Origin of the sequence: Mesorhizobium sp. WSM4898 (assembly GCF_029625845.1) — a bacterium.
Lineage (GTDB): Bacteria > Pseudomonadota > Alphaproteobacteria > Rhizobiales > Rhizobiaceae > Mesorhizobium.
Genome location: NZ_JARTVQ010000003.1, coordinates 24,666 through 43,382, shown reverse-complemented (window position 1 = coordinate 43,382; position 18,717 = coordinate 24,666). Strand labels below are relative to the sequence as shown.

At 64.4% G+C, this 18,717-nt stretch carries 17 protein-coding genes; 5 read left to right on the top strand and 12 right to left on the bottom strand.

The window, feature by feature from the left end; translation table 11 throughout:
- Positions 1–4: 4 nt before the first annotated feature.
- From P9228_RS14870 to cpaB, 9 genes are all read right to left on the bottom strand, one after another.
- Positions 5–1,177: a GGDEF domain-containing protein gene (locus P9228_RS14870; RefSeq protein WP_067328074.1), complete on the bottom strand. Its 1,173-nt coding sequence runs from the start codon at positions 1,175–1,177 to the stop codon at positions 5–7.
- A gap of 174 nt (positions 1,178–1,351) precedes the next feature.
- Positions 1,352–1,825 (bottom strand): hypothetical protein, encoded by a 474-nt coding sequence (locus P9228_RS14865; RefSeq protein WP_278054125.1) that lies wholly within the window; start codon positions 1,823–1,825, stop codon positions 1,352–1,354.
- Between the two features lie 133 nt (positions 1,826–1,958).
- Positions 1,959–2,921, bottom strand: a complete 963-nt coding sequence (locus P9228_RS14860) for a type II secretion system F family protein (protein ID WP_067328072.1) — start codon at positions 2,919–2,921, stop codon at positions 1,959–1,961.
- Between the two features lies 1 nt (position 2,922).
- Positions 2,923–3,888, bottom strand: a complete 966-nt coding sequence (locus P9228_RS14855) for a type II secretion system F family protein (RefSeq protein WP_278054124.1) — start codon at positions 3,886–3,888, stop codon at positions 2,923–2,925.
- A 3-nt stretch (positions 3,889–3,891) separates the two neighbouring features.
- Positions 3,892–5,313: a CpaF family protein gene (locus P9228_RS14850; RefSeq protein WP_095802174.1), complete on the bottom strand. Its 1,422-nt coding sequence runs from the start codon at positions 5,311–5,313 to the stop codon at positions 3,892–3,894.
- Positions 5,310–6,524: a response regulator/pilus assembly protein gene (locus P9228_RS14845; protein WP_278054123.1), complete on the bottom strand. Its 1,215-nt coding sequence runs from the start codon at positions 6,522–6,524 to the stop codon at positions 5,310–5,312. Before P9228_RS14845 ends, P9228_RS14850 begins: the two co-directional genes overlap by 4 nt.
- A 13-nt stretch (positions 6,525–6,537) precedes the next feature.
- Entirely contained in the window at positions 6,538–6,813 is a 276-nt protein-coding gene (locus P9228_RS14840) for a hypothetical protein (RefSeq protein WP_067328063.1), read from the bottom strand.
- A 4-nt stretch (positions 6,814–6,817) separates the two neighbouring features.
- Entirely contained in the window at positions 6,818–8,179 is a 1,362-nt protein-coding gene (locus P9228_RS14835; RefSeq protein WP_245307654.1) for a type II and III secretion system protein family protein, read from the bottom strand.
- Positions 8,180–8,294: 115 nt separating this feature from the next.
- Entirely contained in the window at positions 8,295–9,233 is a 939-nt protein-coding gene (gene cpaB, locus P9228_RS14830) for a Flp pilus assembly protein CpaB (protein ID WP_067328058.1), read from the bottom strand.
- A gap of 254 nt (positions 9,234–9,487) precedes the next feature.
- Between cpaB and parE the strand changes: the two genes are divergently transcribed.
- A complete protein-coding gene (parE, locus tag P9228_RS14825; RefSeq protein WP_067000178.1) occupies positions 9,488–11,542 on the top strand; it encodes a DNA topoisomerase IV subunit B in 2,055 nt (684 codons plus the stop codon).
- 43 nt (positions 11,543–11,585) lie between these two features.
- Positions 11,586–13,649 carry an FUSC family protein gene (locus tag P9228_RS14820; protein WP_278054121.1) on the top strand — a complete coding sequence of 688 codons (2,064 nt, stop codon included), beginning with the start codon at positions 11,586–11,588 and terminating at the stop codon, positions 13,647–13,649.
- Between the two features lie 72 nt (positions 13,650–13,721).
- Here P9228_RS14820 and P9228_RS14815 read toward each other — a convergent pair whose 3' ends face one another.
- Positions 13,722–14,843 carry a DUF2336 domain-containing protein gene (locus P9228_RS14815; RefSeq protein ID WP_278054119.1) on the bottom strand — a complete coding sequence of 374 codons (1,122 nt, stop codon included), beginning with the start codon at positions 14,841–14,843 and terminating at the stop codon, positions 13,722–13,724.
- A gap of 150 nt (positions 14,844–14,993) precedes the next feature.
- Between P9228_RS14815 and P9228_RS14810 the strand changes: the two genes are divergently transcribed.
- A complete protein-coding gene (locus tag P9228_RS14810) occupies positions 14,994–15,446 on the top strand; it encodes a MaoC family dehydratase (protein ID WP_095826116.1) in 453 nt (150 codons plus the stop codon).
- Entirely contained in the window at positions 15,446–16,327 is an 882-nt protein-coding gene (locus tag P9228_RS14805) for a CoA ester lyase (RefSeq protein ID WP_278054117.1), read from the top strand. Before P9228_RS14810 ends, P9228_RS14805 begins: the two co-directional genes overlap by 1 nt.
- Before the next feature lie 63 nt (positions 16,328–16,390).
- On the opposite strand, the gene P9228_RS14800 is transcribed toward P9228_RS14805, so the two are convergent.
- Both P9228_RS14800 and P9228_RS14795 read right to left on the bottom strand, forming a co-directional pair.
- Complete coding sequence (locus tag P9228_RS14800; RefSeq protein WP_278054932.1) at positions 16,391–16,999, bottom strand: flavin reductase family protein; 609 nt, start codon at positions 16,997–16,999, stop codon at positions 16,391–16,393.
- 1 nt (position 17,000) lies between these two features.
- Positions 17,001–17,585, bottom strand: a complete 585-nt coding sequence (locus tag P9228_RS14795) for a nitroreductase (RefSeq protein WP_067328052.1) — start codon at positions 17,583–17,585, stop codon at positions 17,001–17,003.
- 163 nt (positions 17,586–17,748) lie between these two features.
- On the opposite strand from P9228_RS14795, the gene P9228_RS14790 reads away from it, so the two are divergent.
- Positions 17,749–18,714, top strand: a complete 966-nt coding sequence (locus P9228_RS14790) for a hypothetical protein (RefSeq protein ID WP_278054116.1) — start codon at positions 17,749–17,751, stop codon at positions 18,712–18,714.
- The last annotated feature ends 3 nt before the right edge of the window (positions 18,715–18,717 follow it).

The following is an 18,717-nucleotide window of genomic DNA, read 5'->3' as shown; positions in this document are numbered from 1 at the left end:
CAAGTTAGGCCGAGCGCAGGGCTGGCCCACTATCGGGCTGGTCCTCCTGGCGTTGGGCGATCACGCGGTTTCGCCCGGCGCGCTTTGCGGCGTAGAGCGCGGCGTCCGCCTCAGCCAGCACCTCGTCCAGGGTCCGGCCATCGGGGGCGCCAAATCCCATGCCGCCGCTGACGCTGCTGCGCAACGGACCACGTTGAGTCGGAACGATTTCGGTGCCGAAAGCGACCCCGATCCTGCTTGCCATATCGTGCGCCTTTTCCGGCGTCATGCGCGATAGGACGAGCGCGAACTCCTCACCGCCTAGCCGGAAGGCATCGACCCCGGCCCTGCCATATTTCTTGATCACCGCCGCGAAGCGGCAAAGCACCTGATCGCCGACGGGATGGCCGAAGACATCGTTTGTGGTCTTGAAATGGTCGAGGTCGAACATCGCGATCGCCATGAACGGACCGAAGCTGCGACCGCCGTAAAGCTCGTTGAGCGCCCTGCGGTTCATCAGGCCGGTCAGCGGATCGGTCATCGTCGCGGCCTTGAGCTCGATCTGCGCCTGCAGATGGTGCAGCGAAAGCGTCAGCGCGCCGAAGCCGGTCATGCAGGCGACCGCGACGACGGAGTTCAACCGCTCCGCCCAGTTGTCGGGCGCGGCGCCTAGGACCCATTGCCCTTGCACCAGCAGCACCAGGCCGCACAGCGCGAAGGATATCCCGCAGGCGCCGCTGAGAAACGAAACGACGAGCAGTATCCGGCGGTCGTGATCGCCCTTCATCCAGAACATCGTTCCGATCGCGCCGAGCAGCGCCGTCACCGTCGAATAGGTGATCAGAAAGCCGACGCCATCGAAGCCGAAATAGGTGACGAGGGCGCAGGCCGCCATCGCTGCCAGCGCCGGCACGATGGCGCGGCGATAACTGCGGATGCCGAGATACTGCATCGCCGACAAACAGATGACGAGGAACCCCAGGCTGAGCAGGGCAAGCACCATCTGGCAGAGCCACGGGTTGGCGTCCTTGGTATAGCGCCAGAACAGGACGACATGGGCAACGAGCACGAGTATGCCGCAGGCGACCGTAAGCACGAAACGCGCCTGCGGCGCGGTGAGCCAGATCGCGAGCATCGTGACGCTGAGGCATGTGCCCGACAGCGCCGCCGCGAGCAGGAGCGAGCTGAAATCCAACATCTCTGAAGATCTGCCGTTGGGGAGACTCGTTGCTTCCTCAATGTAGGTTGTAGAGGCGTGGCGCAAACCCTTTTCGGCCGGTGTCCGCTGCTCGCTCGACAAAGGGTTTACAAAGCGTCGACATGTCCGCTGAAACTACGGCCCGGTTCCGCTGCGGGACGAGCCGGAAGCGGATCAGTTCTTGTCGAGCAGCGCCAGGTTGGCGTTGACCACGGTCTGGTCGGCGAGACCGGCCTTGGCTTCGAGCAGCAGCGCCCTTGCCTTCTTCTTGTTGCCGCGCAGGAGCTGGGAATAGCCCATATTGTTGACGATCTGCGGCTTGCGCCCGGCGACCCTCAGCAATTGCGCATAGGCGCGGTCGGCGAAGTCGAAGCGGCCGAGCTCGTCATAGGAGGCGGCAAGCCCCATCCAGGCTTCGGCATTGTCTGCCTTGAGCTCCACCGCTTTGCGGAAATGCTGTTCTGCGAGACCGAAATTCGCCTCCCGGAATTGCGCCTTGCCCTCCGTCAGGTCGGCGGCGCTGATATCCTTGGCCGTCGCCTGGATTGCGGTGGTCTTGGTCGTGTCGACGCTGCTGTTCGTAGTACAGCCGGTGATCATCAAGACGGCCGCCAATACCGCCGCTGCCGTGGAAAGTCTGTGACGCATGCCCTGCCCCGTCGCCCGATTTGCCGGGTCGTTCTTCAGCAAGGACCATACAGGAGAGCGATTAAGCTTCGGTGCCGAAATGCGCCTAAATTTCAGTTGCTTGCAAAGGATGCGTTAACCAGCACCGCCGGCCTCAGTGCGACGTCAGCCTTACCACGATCGGGATGATGGCGACCATCAGCACCACCGGCAGGATGCACACCGTCACCGGGACCGACATCTTGGCCGGCAAGGCATGCGCCTTCTCCTCGGCAAGCGACATGCGCTTGTGGCGCATTTCGTCGGAAAAGACACGCAGCGCTCCCGACAGGCTGGTGCCGAGCTCCTTGGACTGCTGCAGGAGCGTCGCGAAGGAGCGCACTTCGTCGAGGCTGAGGCGATCGGCGAGCGCTTTCAGCGCATCGTCTAGGCTGCGGCCGGCCCTCAACTCCAGCGACACCAGCTGCAGGTTTTGGCTGAGCGACGGATAGGTCCTGGCGAGTTCCTTCGAGACCCGCTCGATGCCGGCCTCCATGCTCATGCCCGCGTCGGAGCAGACGATCATCAAATCCATGAAGTCGGGAAAGCCATTGCGGTATTCGCGCATCTTTTCCCGCACCTTCTGCGTCAGCACCAGGCCGGGCAGGAAATAGCCGGCCGCTCCCGACAGGATGATGAAGGTCCAGCGGCTGGTCACGGTCGATTCGGCGCTGGCCGCCCAATGGTTGACCAGGAACGCCCCAAGCGCCATTCCGACCAGCGCGGCAAAACGGATCAGGAAGAACGTACCGACGGCGCGCGGCTCCATGTAACCGGCCTGGATGAGCTTCATGCGCAGTCGCGCGACATTCTCCGGATCGCTCTTGGCATAGAATTCCTGCGCCCGCCTCACCGCCTTCTCGCGCACGGCGTTCGCGTTTTTCCTGGGTGCCGGCTCGTGCTGCTCGATCGGCTGCGCCGCCTCGACCTTCAGCCGGCGCTTGACCTCGTTGCGGTCGCCCTGCGCGACGACCAGCGGCCAGGCCACCGCGCCGCCGCCCATCACCAGCAGCAGCACAGCCACCGGCATCAGCGATGTCGGCGCTAGCGAGGCAAGGAAGCGGATGACCTCGTCCATTTCAGAACCTGAAATTCGACATCTTGAACATGATGGTATTGCCGAGCAGGAGCCACAGGATCGAGCCGCCCAGCATGTACCAGGTCTTCGGTATCCCCCACACCTCGCGATAGAATTGCGGCATCAGCACCATGATGGCGGTGAACAGAAGCACCGGCACGGCGGTCAGGATATAGGCCGACATGCGGCCTTCGGTCGAAATGGCGCGCACCTTGCGCCGCAGCTTGCCGCGCTCGCGGATGGTCGACGACAGGCCGTCGAGGATCTCGCGCAGATTGCCGCCGGAGCTGCTCTGGATCGAGACTGCGGTGACGAACAGCGGCAGGTCCTCATGGCCGACGCGATCGAACAGGTTGTTGAGCGCTGAAACCAGGTCCGAGCCATAAGTCACTTCGTCGGCCACGACGCCGAACTCGGTGCCGATCGGATCGCCCATCTCGCGCGCCACCATCGCGATCGCCACCGGCACCGGGTGGCCGGCCTTGAGGCCGCGCGTGATCAGCTCCAGCGCTTCCGGCAATTGCATGCCGAAGCGCTTAAGCCGGCGCTTGCGCAGAAAACGCATCGCCATAACCGGCAAGACCGGCACCAGCACAGGAAGCAGGACCAGCCCGAACAGCAAAGGCAGGCCGTACCAGACGGCGAAAAGCGCCAGAGTGAACGCTGTCCCCGACGTGATCGTGAGGAATTTGGGCATCGGCATGATCATGCCGGACTGCGTGCGCAAGGCGCGAAAGCGATCGAAAGAAAGAAGGGGCGTGCCCTCTTCCATGCCGCGCTCCTTGCGCAGCTGGATCAGCACCTGCTCCTGGCTGATCTTGTTCTCCGCCAGCTTCATGCGGCGATTGATCGCCGTGCGCTTGTCGCTGCGGCCGGCATAGAGCAGGTAGCAGCCTTCGGCGATCATGATGCCGGTGAGCGCCGCCGCCGCGTAGACGGCATAGATCGGGCTGAATCCCTCGAGCACCGGCTACTCCTGCGGCCGGCCGGGTTCGAAATACTTGCCCGGAAATTCAATGCCCATGTTGCGCAGGTCCTCGAGGAAGCGCGGTCGGATGCCCGTTGCCTCGAAATGGCCGACGATCTTGCCGTCCGCCTCCATGCCGGTGCGAACGAAGCGGAAGATCTCCTGCATCTGGATGACGTCGCCTTCCATGCCCGTCACCTCGGCGACGCTGGTCACCTTGCGCTTGCCGTCGGACAGGCGTGTCAGCTGCACGATGATGTCGATGGCGCTCGCAATCTGGCTGCGGATCGACTGCACCGTCATCGGCATGCCGGTCATGCCGAGCATTTGTTCGAGGCGCGATATTGCGTCGCGCGGCGTGTTGGCGTGGATGGTCGCCATCGACCCTTCATGGCCGGTGTTCATAGCCTGCAGCATGTCGAAGGCTTCCTCGCCACGGCACTCGCCAAGGATGACGCGGTCGGGCCGCATGCGCAGCGCGTTCTTGACCAGATCGCGCTGCTTCAGCTCGCCATGACCCTCGATGTTTGCTGGGCGCGTTTCCATGCGCGCGACATGCGGCTGCTGCAGCTGCAATTCGGCGGCGTCCTCGATGGTGATCAGGCGCTCGTCCTCGGGAATGAAGGCCGACAAGGCATTGAGCATCGTCGTCTTGCCGGTGCCGGTGCCGCCGGAGATGATCGTCGTCTTGCGCGCATGCACGGCCGCCGCCAGCACCTCGGCCATGTTCTGGGTGATGGCGCCGAACTCTACCAGTTTGTGCAGGCCGAGCTTGTTCTTGGAGAATTTGCGGATCGATACCAGCGGCCCGTCGACGCCGACCGGCCTGATCGCGGCGTTGAAACGCGATCCGTCGAGCATGCGGGCGTCGACCATCGGCTGCGATTCATCGACGCGGCGGCCGACTGCCGCGACGATTTTATTAATGATCCGAAGCAGATGCGCCTCGTCCTTGAACGGGATATGGACCTGCTGCAGCTTGCCTCGCTTTTCGACGAAGCAGTTCTGATGGCCGTTGATCAGGATATCGTTGATCTCCGGATCCTTGAGCAGCGGCTCCAGCGGGCCGAGGCCCACCATCTCGTCGACGATGTCGTCCACCAGCGCGTCCAGCTCGGCGGTGTTGATCGCCATTCGCTCCTGACGCGTCTTTTCCGAGACGAACTCATGCACCTGGCGGCGCATTTCGTCCTTGGGCAGCCGCTCCAGAGCGACGAGGTTGATTTCTTCGAGCAGCATGCGGTGGATGCGCACGCGCGCGTCGAGCACCTTGTTGGCGCTCTTTGCGGGTGCTGCTTCCAGCTTCGGCGGCGCCGGCTTGCGGGTCGTCGGAATGACCACGGCGTGATGCGCAACGGGCGCGGGTTCGGGCGCCCGCAGCGGACGGACATCGCGATTCTGCAGGTTGGAGAAGCGACTGCTCATCCTGATTTCCTCTTCAAGAGGCCCTTGCCGAGGCCGAACAGCGACTTCGATTTTGCCGTCGTCGCCACGGCCTCCTCGGGCAGGATGATTTTCTTCAGGTCATTCACGACATTGGCGTTCGCATCGATGTCGTGCAGCGGCACGCCGCGGTCGACGGCCTCGCGCACCAGCCGGTAGTTGTTGGAGATACCGCCGACGAAGTGCTCGCCGAGGATATCCTGGACGTCGGCCTGCTTGATGCCGCTGTCGAACATCTTCTGCTCGAAACGGTTGACGATGACGTTCGGCTTCACTTCCTTGCCGGCCGTCTCGTAGATGGCCTGGATGAGACGCTGCGTGTGGCGCAGGCAAGGCACCGTCATCTCGGCCACGATATAGAGCTTGTTGGAGCCGAGCAGCACCGTCTCGGTCCACGGGAACCAGGTGCGCGGCATGTCGATGACGACATTGTCGAAATAGGCCGAGACGAGGTCGAGCATGCGCACCACGACATCGGTCTTGAACGAGCGCATTTCCGAAGGGCGCGTCGGCGCCGCCAGCACGCAGAGCCCGCTTGCATGCTTGGACAGCATGACGTCCAGCAGCTGCCGGTCGAGACGTTCGGGCTGGTTCTCGATTTCGGTGATGTCGAAGCGCGGCTCGAGGTCGAGATATTCGGCGCAGGCGCCTTGCTGGAAATTGAGGTCGACCACGCAGGTCGAGGCGCCGCGCGTCACCGAATGGTGCAGCTGGAAGGCGGTCTGCAGGGCAAGCGTGGTGGTGCCGACACCGCCGGCGGCCGGCATGAAGGTGTAGATTTGCGATTCAGTGTTTTCCTCCCGCCCCGGCCCTTGAAGCGCGCGAATGACGGAACGCACCAGATCGGCGGTCGTGATCGGCTTTACCAGGAAGTCGGCGACTTGGAGCTGCACCAGGATGCGCACCGCCGCCGCATTGAATTCCTGCGTGACGACGACCACCGGGACGCGGCCTTCGATTCGGCGCATGATGCGCTGCAGCGACTCGATCTCTTCGAGCTTGGCCGCGTCCATGTCGACAATGACGGCGCCGAAATCGGTCTCCTGGATCTCGCCGCGCAGTTCGTTGACGCTTTTCTCGACCGTCAAAAGCTCGATGACCTCCGATGCAGCGAAAGCCGTCCGCGTATCCTGCGAAAACGCCCGATCGGTCGAAACGAGCAGGATCTTCTTGGTCTTGGTGCCCGATGCCATGGTCGTCAGCCCATCAGTCTGCTGTCGTTGATACCGATGTCGTTGAAGCCGGCGCCGCGCCGGCCTTCGCGCCCGCGGCATTGGCCGTGGAGCTCGTGCTCGGAGCCGGCACCAGGAGCCTGGTGTTCTGGACGCCGTACTGCCAGGGGTCGACCATCTGCATGGCTGTGTTGGACGCCTGGGCGTTGCCGGCGGCCGGAGACACGCCTTCGGTGCGCACATAGTCGTCGCTGGTGCAGCCGGAGAGCGCGCCGGCGAGCAGCAGAGCGATGCAAGGAGCCAGACGCATGGCTTCAGTCCTTCGGCAGATCGAGGAAATGGCCCGACGTGGTCGCCGTCACCGGACGGGCCCCGCTGCCGTCGGCCAGTGCCAAGGGGCGCTTGGGAGCGGAAGCGTCGACTTCCTCGGTGTTGTTCAGGAAGTAGTCGGCATTGCTTGGCGGCCGCGTTCCGTCGGTGGGCTCGACCATCTTCTTCGACGGGTCAACCGGTTTGACCAGGTAGGGCGTGACGATGATCACCAGATCGGTCTCGCGCCGCTGATAGGATTTCGAGGAGAACAGCGGACCGAGAACCGGCAGCTTGCCGAGCCCCGGCAGGCGCGAGGTGGTGATGTCGTTCTGCGACTGCAGAAGGCCCGCGATCATGAAGCTCTGGCCGTTTTTCAAGTCGACCGACGTCTTGGCGCGACGCACGATGAAGGCAGGAATGGAAATGCCGCTGCTGACTTCGATCGACGCGGAGGGATCGATCGACGAAACTTCGGGCGCGATATCGAGGCTGACCAGTCCACCCTTGAGCACGGTCGGCGTGAAATCAAGACCGACGCCGTATTTCTTATAGCTGACGCTGATCTTGCCGTTGTCCTCGGACACCGGGATCGGGAACTCGCCGCCGGCAAGGAAGCTCGCGGTCTGGCCCGAGCGGGCGATCAGGTTGGGCTCGGCCAGCCGCCGGGCGAGACCGCGCTCTTCCAGCGCCTTGATGGCGATGTCGATCGAAACCCCGTTGGAAAGCAACCGGCCGATGATCTCGCCGGTCCCGGCGGTCGGTACCGTGCCCGGGTCGATGATGACGTCGCGACCGCCGACGCCGAAGGCAAAGTTGGCCCCGTATTTGGCGCCGAGATCCTGTCCCGCCTGCCGGTTGATCTCGACGAAACGGACATTGAGCTGAACCTGCTGCGAGGACGAGATGTTGACCGAGTTGATCACTTCCTCATTGCCGGAGAAGCGCGACGCGATCTTGCTCGCCTTGTCGGCCGCGACCGCGTCTTCCGCCTCGCCCGAAAGCACCACGCGGCCGTTGGCCGAACCGACCTTGATCTTGGCATCCGGCACGCTGGCGCGGATGGTGTTGGCCAGTTGGTCGGTGTCCAGCGTCACCTCGATGTCGATGGTGCCGACGAGCTGCTTGTTCTGATCGAACAGCGCGATGCCGGTGGTGCCGAGATTGTTGCCCAGCACATAGAAGGACTTGTCGGTCAGCGGATTGACGTTGGCGATCTCCGGATCGCCGATGACGATCTGATAGAAGGCCGCGTTCGTCATGATCGTCTTGGGCTTGCCCTTGGCGACTTTGATCGAGGCGTTCTTGGTCGCCGAGACGTATACGACGTCGTTGTTTGCCTGGGCCGGCGCTCCAAAGGCCAGCATTCCGGCGGCTGCCAGAAAGGCGCCCGCCACCATAGCACGCAGAAGGCGCCGCCCTCTCGTCGTCCGTTCTTTGTTCAACACAGGCATTGTCCCGTTCCCGGCCGGTCCCCACCGGCTATTGTTCTTGTTCCTTGGAAGGAACGACGTCTCCGTCGGCGGGCTTGGATGGAACCTTGTATTCCTCCACCTTCGTGCCACGGGACACGATCACCGTCTTGAATTTTGGCTCCTCCGGCTCCTTCGCCACCGCCTTGACCAGCGAGGCGGCGCTTGCCTCGGCGCTCGCGGCAACCGAACCGCCGAAGGAAGAGATGGTGGTAAGCCCGTTGCCGCTGGCGCTGGCATCGGCGGCGGACCGCAAAGACAGCGACAAGGAGCCGACGGTGCGGGCGAGCGCTACCTTCTGCGCCCCTTCGTTGGTGACCTCGAGGGTCACGGAATTGGCGACCTGCGGCTCGGTCTTGCGCTCGTCCGCGCCCTGCCCGACCGAAAGCACCTTGGCGTCGGACACGACGATTTCGGACGTGACCGTCGAGCCGGCTGCCCCTTGCGCGTTCTTGGACACTTCCTGGATTTCGCCGGCATCGCGCGTCAGCACGACGTCGACCCGGTCGCCCGGCGTGATGAAGCCGCCGACGCCGGCGATCTCGTCGGTGCGGATGGTGACTGCCCGCATGCCCCGCGACAGCATGTTGGAAAGTGTGGCGCGGCCATTCGGTCCCGACAGCTTGGCGAGCAGCACCGGCTCGTTGACCTCGATCGGCGACAGCACGACGCGGCTGCCTTCGGCCAGCAGCTTGTCGACGGTCGGGAAGGCGCCTTGCGGCAGAGAATCCTGCGGCCACGGAATTTCGGTGAGTTGCGACCGGTCGAGCTGCATGCCGTAGCGCAGCGGCGCATTCGCCACGACGATGGTCTTGAACTCGACTTTGGGCTCGTGCGGCACCACGATCGATGCCGTCTTCTGCTCGGACTGGGCCCTCGCCTGGCTTTTGACCCAGAAGTCCGCGGCAAAGATCGAGATCGCGCCGAAAACGGCTGCGATGCCGATCATGGTTATGGCCCTGCCCTTCACAACGAAACCCCTGACGCCCCGTGGTCTTTTGCCGTTGAGGCTCACGCTAGGCGTTAATGTTAAAGAATCAGGAATCCGAAGGGGTGGAGCCCGCCCTATTTCCGGCGGCTTGGTTATCGAATGGTTTTGGAATAAGAGACAGTTTGATCCCTGAACGGAACAGGAACTCGTTCGCCCGCCAAAAGCGTGGCAGTATCGAGGAGTGATTCGCAGTACCGGACTTAATGGCTAGCATGGACGACACCAGCGATCTTTTCGGCAACCCGGAAAAGCAGCCCCAGCAAGTACGCGCGCCCTCGCGGCCGGCCGATCCGCTGGTGCAGGCCGCGAAGCGCTCGGCCGCCGCCCGCGACGGCAGCGAGAGCTACAGCGCCGCCGACATCGAGGTTCTGGAGGGGCTGGAGCCGGTGCGGCGGCGCCCAGGCATGTATATCGGCGGCACCGACGACAAGGCGATGCATCATCTCTTCGCCGAGGTGATCGACAATTCGATGGACGAGGCGGTGGCCGGCCACGCGACCTTCATCGACGTCGAGCTTTCGGCGGACGGATTTCTTACCGTCACCGACAATGGCCGCGGCATTCCGATCGACCCGCATCCGAAGTTCAAGAAGCCTGCGCTCGAAGTCATCATGACGACGCTGCATTCGGGCGGCAAGTTCGACTCCAAGGTCTATGAGACCTCCGGCGGTCTGCACGGCGTCGGCGTATCCGTCGTCAACGCGCTGTCCGATCACCTCGAGGTCGAGGTCGCGCGCGGGCGCCAGCTCTATCGCCAGCGCTTCTCGCGCGGCGTTCCGGTGAGCGGGCTGGAGCACCTCGGCGAGGTGCACAACCGCCGCGGCACCAGGACCCGCTTCCATCCCGACGAGCAGATCTTCGGCAAGGGCGCCGCCTTCGAGCCGGCCCGGCTCTACCGCATGACTCGCTCGAAGGCCTATCTGTTCGGCGGCGTCGAGATCCGCTGGACCTGCGATCCCTCGCTGATCAAGGAAAAGGATCAAACTCCGGCCAAAGCCGAGTTCCATTTCCCGGGCGGCCTCAAAGACTACCTCAAGGCCACCCTCGGCGACGAATTCCAGGTCACGCGCGAAGTCTTCGCGGGCAAAAGCGACAAGCAGGGCGGCCACGGCTCGCTGGAGTGGGCGGTGACCTGGTTCGGCGGCGACGGCTTCCTCAACTCCTACTGCAATACGATTCCCACTCCCGAGGGCGGCACGCATGAGGCGGGCTTCCGCAACGTGCTGACGCGCGGGCTTCGCGCTTATGCCGACCTCATCGGCAACAAGCGCGCCTCGATCATCACGACCGAGGACGTCATGATCTCGGCCGCCGGCATGCTGTCGGTATTCATCCGAGAGCCGGAATTCGTCGGCCAGACCAAGGACAGGCTGGCCACCATCGAGGCGATGCGCATCGTCGAAACCGCCATCCGCGACCCGTTCGACCACTGGCTGGCCGACAACCCGCAGGAAGCCTCGAAGCTTCTCGAATGGGTGATCGCGCGCGCCGACGAGCGTGTGCGCCGGCGCCAGGAAAAGGAAGTCTCGCGCAAGAGCGCGGTACGCAAGCTGCGCCTGCCGGGCAAGCTCGCCGACTGCACGCAGAACGCCGCGGCCGGCGCCGAGATCTTCATCGTCGAGGGCGACTCGGCCGGAGGCTCGGCCAAGCAGGCGCGCGACCGCGCCAGCCAGGCGGTGCTGCCGCTGCGCGGCAAGATCCTCAACGTCGCCAGCGCCGGCAACGACAAGCTTGCCGCCAACCAGCAGATTTCCGACCTGATCCAGGCGCTCGGCTGCGGCACCCGCTCGAAATATCGCGACGAGGACCTGCGCTACGACCGCGTGATCATCATGACCGACGCCGACGTTGACGGCGCGCATATCGCTTCGCTTTTGATCACCTTCTTCTACCAGGAGATGCCGAACCTGATCCGCGGTGGCCACCTCTATATGGCCGTGCCGCCGCTCTATTCGATCCGTCAGGGCGGTAAGGTGGCCTATGCGCGTGACGACGCGCACAAGGACGAATTGCTGCGCACCGAATTCACCGGGCGCGGCAAGGTCGAGATCGGCCGCTTCAAGGGCCTTGGCGAGATGATGGCCTCGCAGCTCAAGGAAACCACGATGGACCCGAGGAAGCGCACGCTTCTCAGGGTCGACGTGATCGATGCCGAGCAGGCGACCAAGGACGCCGTCGACGCGCTGATGGGCACCAAGCCCGAGGCCCGCTTCCGCTTCATCCAGGAACGTGCCGAATTCGCCGAGGCCGACGTGCTGGATATCTGAACGCGGACTGGTCCATAACAGGCTCCGGCACGGAGACTTGCATGTGACCTGGACGCGGCTGAAGGATCTAGCCGGGACACCGTTAAGTGAGTTGACCCAGCCGACGCGTTCGGACTGGATCTTCGCGCTGCGAACGGTTTCTGCCGGGCTGATCGCGCTGCTTGCCGCTTACGCCTTAAAGCTCGATCATCCGCAGTGGGCGATGATGACCGTGTTCATCGTCGCGCAGCCGGTCGCCGGCATGGTGCTGGCGAAAGGCTTCTACCGCCTGCTCGGTACGCTGGCCGGCGGCCTGGCGGCGATCGGCATCACATCGCTGTTCGGCACCAATCCCTGGCTCTTGGTGACGGTGCTGGCACTATGGATCGGCGTCAGCACCCTCGTTTCCTCGCTGCTGCGCAATCCGGAAGCCTATGGCGCCGCCCTTGCCGGCTATACAGCGATGATCATCAGCCTGCCGGCATTCGGGCAGGCGCATCTCGTCGTCGATCTCGCTGTCGCGCGCTGCGCGGAAATTGTGCTCGGCATCGTCTGCGCCGGCGTCACCAGCCGGCTGATCCTGCCGAAGCTCGCGGCGGACGCCATCATCTCCAGGCTGAAACGCAGCATTCTCGATCTCGCCGACTACGCCTCAGGCGCCTTTTCCGACGGCGATCCGGCCGGTCTTGCCGCTCTCCAGCGCAAGCTGATCACCGATGCCCAGACACTTGCCGAAATGCGCACCTATGCGCGCCTCGAAGCGCCGAGCTTCGCGACCCGCGCCCATCCGGTCCGGCGCACGATCGGACAGCTCCTGTGGGCGCTCTCGGCGGCCCGCGCGCTGCATACCCATGTCGCGCCGGAGAATGCGACGCTCATCCCTGTTCGCAGCGAGTTGAAGGCAATCGTCGGGGAACTCGCTACGACGCGCGACGCGTTGGACGACACCGGCCCATGGGTGGCCCGGCTCGAGGCAATCGCGATCAGGGCAAGAGAAATGGCGCCGGTGGCCACCGATCCCGGTGAAGACAAGGTCGGCACCATCACCCGCCTCACCATTGCCGCCGATTTCGCGGAGGCGCTGAAGCAGGTGATGCGCGGCTTGGATGCGCTTCGCTCGCCGGTTTCCCGAACGTCTCGTGAGCGGCAGCAACCGGCCCTGGTCGTGCACCGCGACTATCATGCGGCCTGGCGCAATGCGGTGCGCGCCGCGCTCGCCACGCTTCTGGTGGCCGCCTTCTGGCTGACCACCAAATGGTCGGAGGCGGCGGGCACCGTCATTCTCGTCGCCGTCGTCTCCAGCCTGTTCGCGGCGCGTCCCGATCCGGTTCAGTCGGCCTGGGGCTTCTTCACCGGAACGCTCCTCGCTTTGCCTTTCGCTTTCCTCGGCCAGATCGCAATGCCGGCGCTGCCCGGCTTCGGCTGGTTCACCCTCTTTGTCGTGCCGATCCTGGTGCCGGCAGCGCTCGGCATGGCCAATCCGCGGCATGTCGGCGTGGCCACCGCCTTCGCCATCAATTTCTTGGCTTTCCTCAGCCCGCACCAGATGATGACCTATGATCCCGGCCCGTTCTTCGCCGGATCGGCATCGATCCTGGTCGGCATCCTGATCGCCATCGGCGTCTTCATCGTCGTTCTGCCGGCCAATCCCTGGGCCACTGTTGAGCGCATCTCGAAGGCGATGCGCGAGGACCTGGCGCGCCTTTGCCTGCATGAGCGCGTCCCCAGGCGTTCGGCCTTCGAAAGCCTGGCCTATGACCGGATGAACCAGTTGATGCCGCAACTGCAGCAGACCGGGAGGAAAGGCGACCCTATTCTTGGCGGCAGCATTGCCGCCGTGACCGTCGGCCTCGAAGTGCTCCGGCTGCGCCAGGCGCAACTGAACTCCACCGTGCCACGCGAGACGGTCGAGTCGATCGGCAACTTCCTGCGCGGCCTGGCGCGGGAATTGCTGTTCAGGAGGCATGGCGAGCCGCAGACCTCGACCATCGCCGTGGCGCGGGAATATGCGGCGAGCATCGCCGGTCGCAGCGACCGGCCGGAAATGCTTCAGGTCGCGGCCTCACTGCGCATCATCGCTGCCGCGATGCAGGATTATCCGGATTTTTTCGCGAAGGGGCACCCTTAGACGGGCCGGGCCGGGATACGTGAGCATCGAGCAGGAAGCCGCCAGGCCGGCCACACCTGGCACCGACGTGCGCTAGGCGGCGGCAATTGCCAGCGCATGCCCGCGCGCGTTCTCGCGCAGCGCGTCGAGATGGATCGACTTCACCAGTCCAGCGAGATCGCCCTCGGCCGATTGCCCGCCGAGTTCCTTCAGCATCAGCCAACTCACCTCCTGCACGCCGGCGACACGCTTGCCGTTGGCGACCTCGCGCCAGATCTTCAGCGCGCGCAGGATGATGCCGTGCGTGGCGGCGGCGAGGCCTGCGCTGCGGAACAGCGCCTGCAGCGCAACGTCGTGCCCGCCGGCCAGCGACGCCCTCACCCGCTGCTCGGATTGTTGGGCAAGCGCCACCAGGGCCGAGCCGAAGAAGTCGACCTTGCCATGCGCGACGGTGCGGATGATGAAGCTCGCGGTGAGATCGCCGCGCAGTCTGAGATGCTCGATCAGCGCGGCGTGCTCCTCGGCGCGGGTGCCCTCGATCAGCGTCACCGAAGCCTTCACGCAGGCGTCGCGCATCACGCGGTCTGCCCGTGCCGCTCCCATCAGTGCCAGTACCAGCGGCGATCCCTTCAGCGTCTCGCCGAGCTTGACCAGAAGCATGTGCCGGCAGTCCGCGGGAAGCCGCGCGTCGGCGATCAGCGCCTCGCGCACCAGCGGCAGGTGGCCGTGCCGTTCGGCCATCCGGCGGAAACTCAGCGATGCAATATCGGCGCCGCTGTTGGCGATCAGCGTGGCGCAGGCTTCCGGCTCGCCGATCTCGGCGATGGCTGCCGCCAGCGACATCGACACGACGGGACGGTTGGCTATCAGCTTTTGGGTGGCCTTCTGGCCGCAGGCGACGCGGTCGATGAGATCGGCATCGGTAAGCAAAGGCGAACGCGCCAGCACCAGCGCCGCCACTTCCGGCTGGTCGGAAGCGAGTGCTGCGATCACCTGCGGCGGGGCGTGATGGCTCATCGACAGCGCTTCGGCGAGCGCCTGCCGGACCTTGGCGGAAACGTCGTCGAGCAGCAGCGTGAGCGCCGCCTCGGCGGCGCAGCGATCCTCGAACGGCAGGTCGGAGTTGATGTAGGCGCGGGCCAGCGCGCTCGCGGCGGCGGCGCGCTCTGAAACCCTTGCCTTATCGATCCACTTTAGAAAATGCGAAACAACCATGCCGATCAGCTACGCCCTTGCCGAAACGTTTCGGCCCCGTTGGGAACGGTAAGCTGAAAATGGTTTACGAACGGTTCACCATGTTTCTTAACCGGCTTGATGGCTTTGCAACCAACGCCTATCAAACAGGAATAGCGGAGGAGATCGACCATGGCCGGGCTTTATCTGGAGGAGTTCGTCGCCGGCCGCGTCTTCCGGCACACGCTGCGCAAGACCGTCACCGAAAGCGACAACATGCTGTTCTCGGTGATGACGCTGAACCCGCAGCCGCTCCACATCGACTTCGACTTCGCCGCGAAGAGCGAATGGGGCAAGCCCTTGGTCAATTCGCTGTTCACGCTCGGCCTGATGATCGGCATCTCGGTGAACGATATCACCGTCGGCACCACTGTCGCCAATCTCGGCATGAAGGAGACCGTCTTCCCGCACCCGGTTTTCCACGGCGACACCATTCGCGTCGAGACGACGGTCGTTTCGGTGCGCGAGTCCAGGTCGAAGCCCGATCGCGGCATCGTCGAATTCGAGCACCGCGCCTATAATCAGAACGATGTTCTTGTCGCCAAATGCACGAGGCAGGCGATGATGATGAAGAAGGCGTCCTGATGCGCTCGCTGCTCTTCGTGCCGGGCGATTCCGAGCGCAAGCTGGAAAAGGGCTTTGGCGCCGGCGCCGACGTGGTCATCGTCGACCTTGAGGATTCGGTCGCTGCCGGCAACAAGGCGGCCGCCCGCAAAGTCGCGGCGAACCTCATCGCCGGCCACCGACAGCAGACCAGCTCCGACATCTACGTACGCGTCAACGATCTGTCGACCGGCCTGACCGACGATGATCTTGCGGCGCTCGTCCCGGTGAAACCCGACGGCATCATGCTGCCGAAGTCGAACAGCGGACAGGATGTCCAGCAGCTCGCGGCCAAGCTTCGGGTGCACGAGGCCGAAAGCGGCTTGCCGGATGGCGGCATAAAGATCCTGCCGATCATCACCGAAACCGCATCCGGCCTGCTGGCTGCCGCGAGCTACGCCGGAGCAAGCAGCCGGCTTGCCGGACTTACCTGGGGCGCAGAAGATCTGTCGGCCGCAATCGGCGCGCGTTCGGCGCGCGACGAGAGCGGCCGCTACACCGACGTCTTCCGCCTGGCGCGCGCGACGACCATCCTGGCGGCCGGAGCGGCGGAAATCGCCGCGATCGATACCGTCTTTCCGGATTTCCGCGACATGGCCGGTTTCGAAGCCGAATGCAGAGAAGCCGAGCGCGACGGCTTTACCGGCAAGATGGCGATCCATCCAGCGCAGGTGCCGGTCATCAACACCGCCTTCACGCCGTTGCCGGAAGCGGTCGAACGATCGCGGGCGATCGTCGACGCCTTCGCGGCGGCGGGAAATCCGGGCGTCGTCGGCATCGACGGCAAGATGTATGATCGGCCGCACCTGCGGCTTGCGGAGCGGCTGCTGGCGCGCGCGAGGGCGGCGGGACTTTCAGCCTGAACCGCCAATCACCAGACCATGGGGATCAGCTTGCAGCGGACGTGAGCCGTGTACCCCTCCCAGTTAATCCTTGCTCCAGCGCGGCCGCCGCATCGAGAAAATCTCGTTCACGCTGGCATAGTCCATATAGCCGAGCCTGGCGACATTGCCGGCCCTGATGATGTCGAACAGGCCGTCCCTGAGATAAGCATCGTCGATGTGGACCCCGACGACCTCGCCGGCGACGACGATGGCGCTGGTCTCGGCGCCGTCCAGCGCCCGCGGCCGAAATATCTCGGTCACCTTGCATTCGAGGGCGGCGGGCGCTTCCGCCACGCGCGGCGGCGCGACGAGGCGCGACGGCGCCATGGCGAGATCGGCATAGGCGAACTCGCTGACGCCGCGCGGTGCATCGACGGCGGTGCGGTTCATTTTCTCGGCAAGCTCGCGGCTGACGAGATTGGCGACGAATTCGCCGGTTTCTTCAGCGAAGGTGGCGCTGTCCTTCGCGCCTTCGGATGAGAACCAGACGATGAAAGGACGCGTCGAAACGGCATTGAAGAAGGAATAGGGCGCCAGGTTGATCTCACCGGCCTTGTTCAATGTCGAGATCCATCCGATCGGGCGGGGTGCAACGATCGCCTTCGACGGATCGTGCGGCAGGCCGTGCCCCTTGGATGGCTCGTAGAACATCTCAGCCGGCCCACGGCCCGGCATAATCGGCATAGAGCTTCGCCGGATCGGGTCGGGGCCGCTCCGGCGCCGGTCCCTGGTACGAGCCGATATGGACGAAGCCAATGACGCGCTCCTGCGGCGACAGCCCGAGGATCGCCCTGCCTTCCGCAACGTCGGAATACCAGTTGCTGATCATGTTGGTGCCATAGCCCAGCGCGTTGGCCGCGATCATCAGATTCATAGCCGCCATTCCGCCCGACAGGAACATCTCCCATTGCGGGATCTTTGGGTTCTCCCGCGGCACGGAGACGACGCCGATCACCAGCGGGGCGCGCGAGAAGCGCGCCAGTTCCTGGTTGCGGCGCCCCTCCGGCAACGGTCCTTCGCGCTGCTCGGCAAGCGCCGCGAGCTTCTTGCCAATCTCGACCCGCGCCTCGCCGCGGTAGACGATAAACCGCCACGGCTCGAGGCGGCCATGGTCTGGCACCCGCGACGCCGCGGCGATCATCGTGGCGATTTCCGCATCGCTCGGCGCCGGCTCCTTGAGGTCGGGAATCGGCGCTGAATTGCGGGTCAGCAGGAAGTCGATGATCGGCGACGCCATGGGCGCAAGTCTCCTAGCATTTCAATTTTGAGCTGAAGCGCGCCATCGGGAGGTCGGGCGGCTCGGGCAATGGCGCAATTATACGCCGGATAAAGAGCCCTGGCGGAGGGCGGCAGGCTCTTGAGCCTTGAAATTGCCACCGCCTTGGGCTTCAACGCAAGGCATGTTTGAGGGGACTCTGCGCCTTTTCGTGATCGGGCTCGTCGCCGCGTTGTTTGCGGTGCCGGTTTCGTTCGCGCTGGCCCAGAACGCCAACGATGTCGGCAATATCAAGTTGCCGGGCATTTCGAGCTATGCGACGCCGAAGAGCGAGCGGTCGCTGGCGCTTGGCAGCGGCGGAGCGATCACCCTTTCTGCGCAACTGACCGACAAGGGCGCCGACATCACCCGCGGCATCGTCTGGCGCGTCTTCAAGCCGGAACCGGCCAGCGACGGCAAGCTGCCGATGGTGGCGTCCGCGCATGGCGGCACGGCGGTGTTCCAGCTCGACCCCGGCAGCTACCTGGTCCACGCCTCTTACGGACGGGCCGGCGCCACCAAGCGCATCACCGTCGGCAAGGACGCAAAGCGAGAGAGCCTCGTTCTCGATGCCGGCGGCTTGAAGCTCGATGCGGTGACGTCCGGCGGCGCGCACATCGCGCCAAAGAAGCTCCGCTTCGCGATCTATGAGGGCCAGGCCGAGACCAATGGCGACCGCGCGCTGATCGCCCCCGATGTGGAGCCGAACACGGTGGTGCGGCTGAATGCAGGCACCTACCATGTCGTCTCCACCTATGGCGCGGTCAACGCCGTGATCCGCTCCGATATCCGCGTCGAGGCCGGCAAGCTGACCGAGGCCACCGTCGAGCACCGCGCAGCCGAGATGACGATGAAGCTGGTGCGCGAACCCGGTGGCGAAGCCATTGCCGACACCTCTTGGTCGCTGCTCAATGAATCGGGCGATCCGATCAAGGAAGCCGTCGGCGCCTTCGCCTCGATGGTGCTGGCCGAAGGCCAATACACCATCATCGCCAAGAACCGCGACCGTATCTACCAGAAGGATTTCACCGTCGTCGCCGGCCAGAACCAGGAAATCGAGGTCGTGGCCAACGAATCGTCCGCAATCGATCCCGAGGAGGGCGCGGACTAGCTG

Bases quoted from the DNA above. Each gene is read 5' to 3' on its own strand.
- parE (WP_067000178.1), top strand. From the start codon at position 9,488: ATGGACGACACCAGCGATCTTTTCGGCAACCCGGAAAAGCAGCCCCAG.
- P9228_RS14850 (WP_095802174.1), bottom strand. From the start codon at position 5,313: ATGAGCAGTCGCTTCTCCAACCTGCAGAATCGCGATGTCCGTCCGCTG.
- P9228_RS14860 (WP_067328072.1), bottom strand. From the start codon at position 2,921: ATGGACGAGGTCATCCGCTTCCTTGCCTCGCTAGCGCCGACATCGCTG.
- P9228_RS14805 (WP_278054117.1), top strand. From the start codon at position 15,446: ATGCGCTCGCTGCTCTTCGTGCCGGGCGATTCCGAGCGCAAGCTGGAA.
- P9228_RS14845 (WP_278054123.1), bottom strand. From the start codon at position 6,524: ATGGCATCGGGCACCAAGACCAAGAAGATCCTGCTCGTTTCGACCGAT.
- P9228_RS14835 (WP_245307654.1), bottom strand. From the start codon at position 8,179: ATGCTGGCCTTTGGAGCGCCGGCCCAGGCAAACAACGACGTCGTATAC.
- P9228_RS14840 (WP_067328063.1), bottom strand. From the start codon at position 6,813: ATGCGTCTGGCTCCTTGCATCGCTCTGCTGCTCGCCGGCGCGCTCTCC.
- P9228_RS14865 (WP_278054125.1), bottom strand. From the start codon at position 1,825: ATGCGTCACAGACTTTCCACGGCAGCGGCGGTATTGGCGGCCGTCTTG.
- P9228_RS14810 (WP_095826116.1), top strand. From the start codon at position 14,994: ATGGCCGGGCTTTATCTGGAGGAGTTCGTCGCCGGCCGCGTCTTCCGG.
- P9228_RS14815 (WP_278054119.1), bottom strand. From the start codon at position 14,843: ATGGTTGTTTCGCATTTTCTAAAGTGGATCGATAAGGCAAGGGTTTCA.
- cpaB (WP_067328058.1), bottom strand. From the start codon at position 9,233: ATGATCGGCATCGCAGCCGTTTTCGGCGCGATCTCGATCTTTGCCGCG.
- P9228_RS14800 (WP_278054932.1), bottom strand. From the start codon at position 16,999: ATGTTCTACGAGCCATCCAAGGGGCACGGCCTGCCGCACGATCCGTCG.
- P9228_RS14790 (WP_278054116.1), top strand. From the start codon at position 17,749: ATGTTTGAGGGGACTCTGCGCCTTTTCGTGATCGGGCTCGTCGCCGCG.
- P9228_RS14870 (WP_067328074.1), bottom strand. From the start codon at position 1,177: ATGTTGGATTTCAGCTCGCTCCTGCTCGCGGCGGCGCTGTCGGGCACA.
- P9228_RS14795 (WP_067328052.1), bottom strand. From the start codon at position 17,585: ATGGCGTCGCCGATCATCGACTTCCTGCTGACCCGCAATTCAGCGCCG.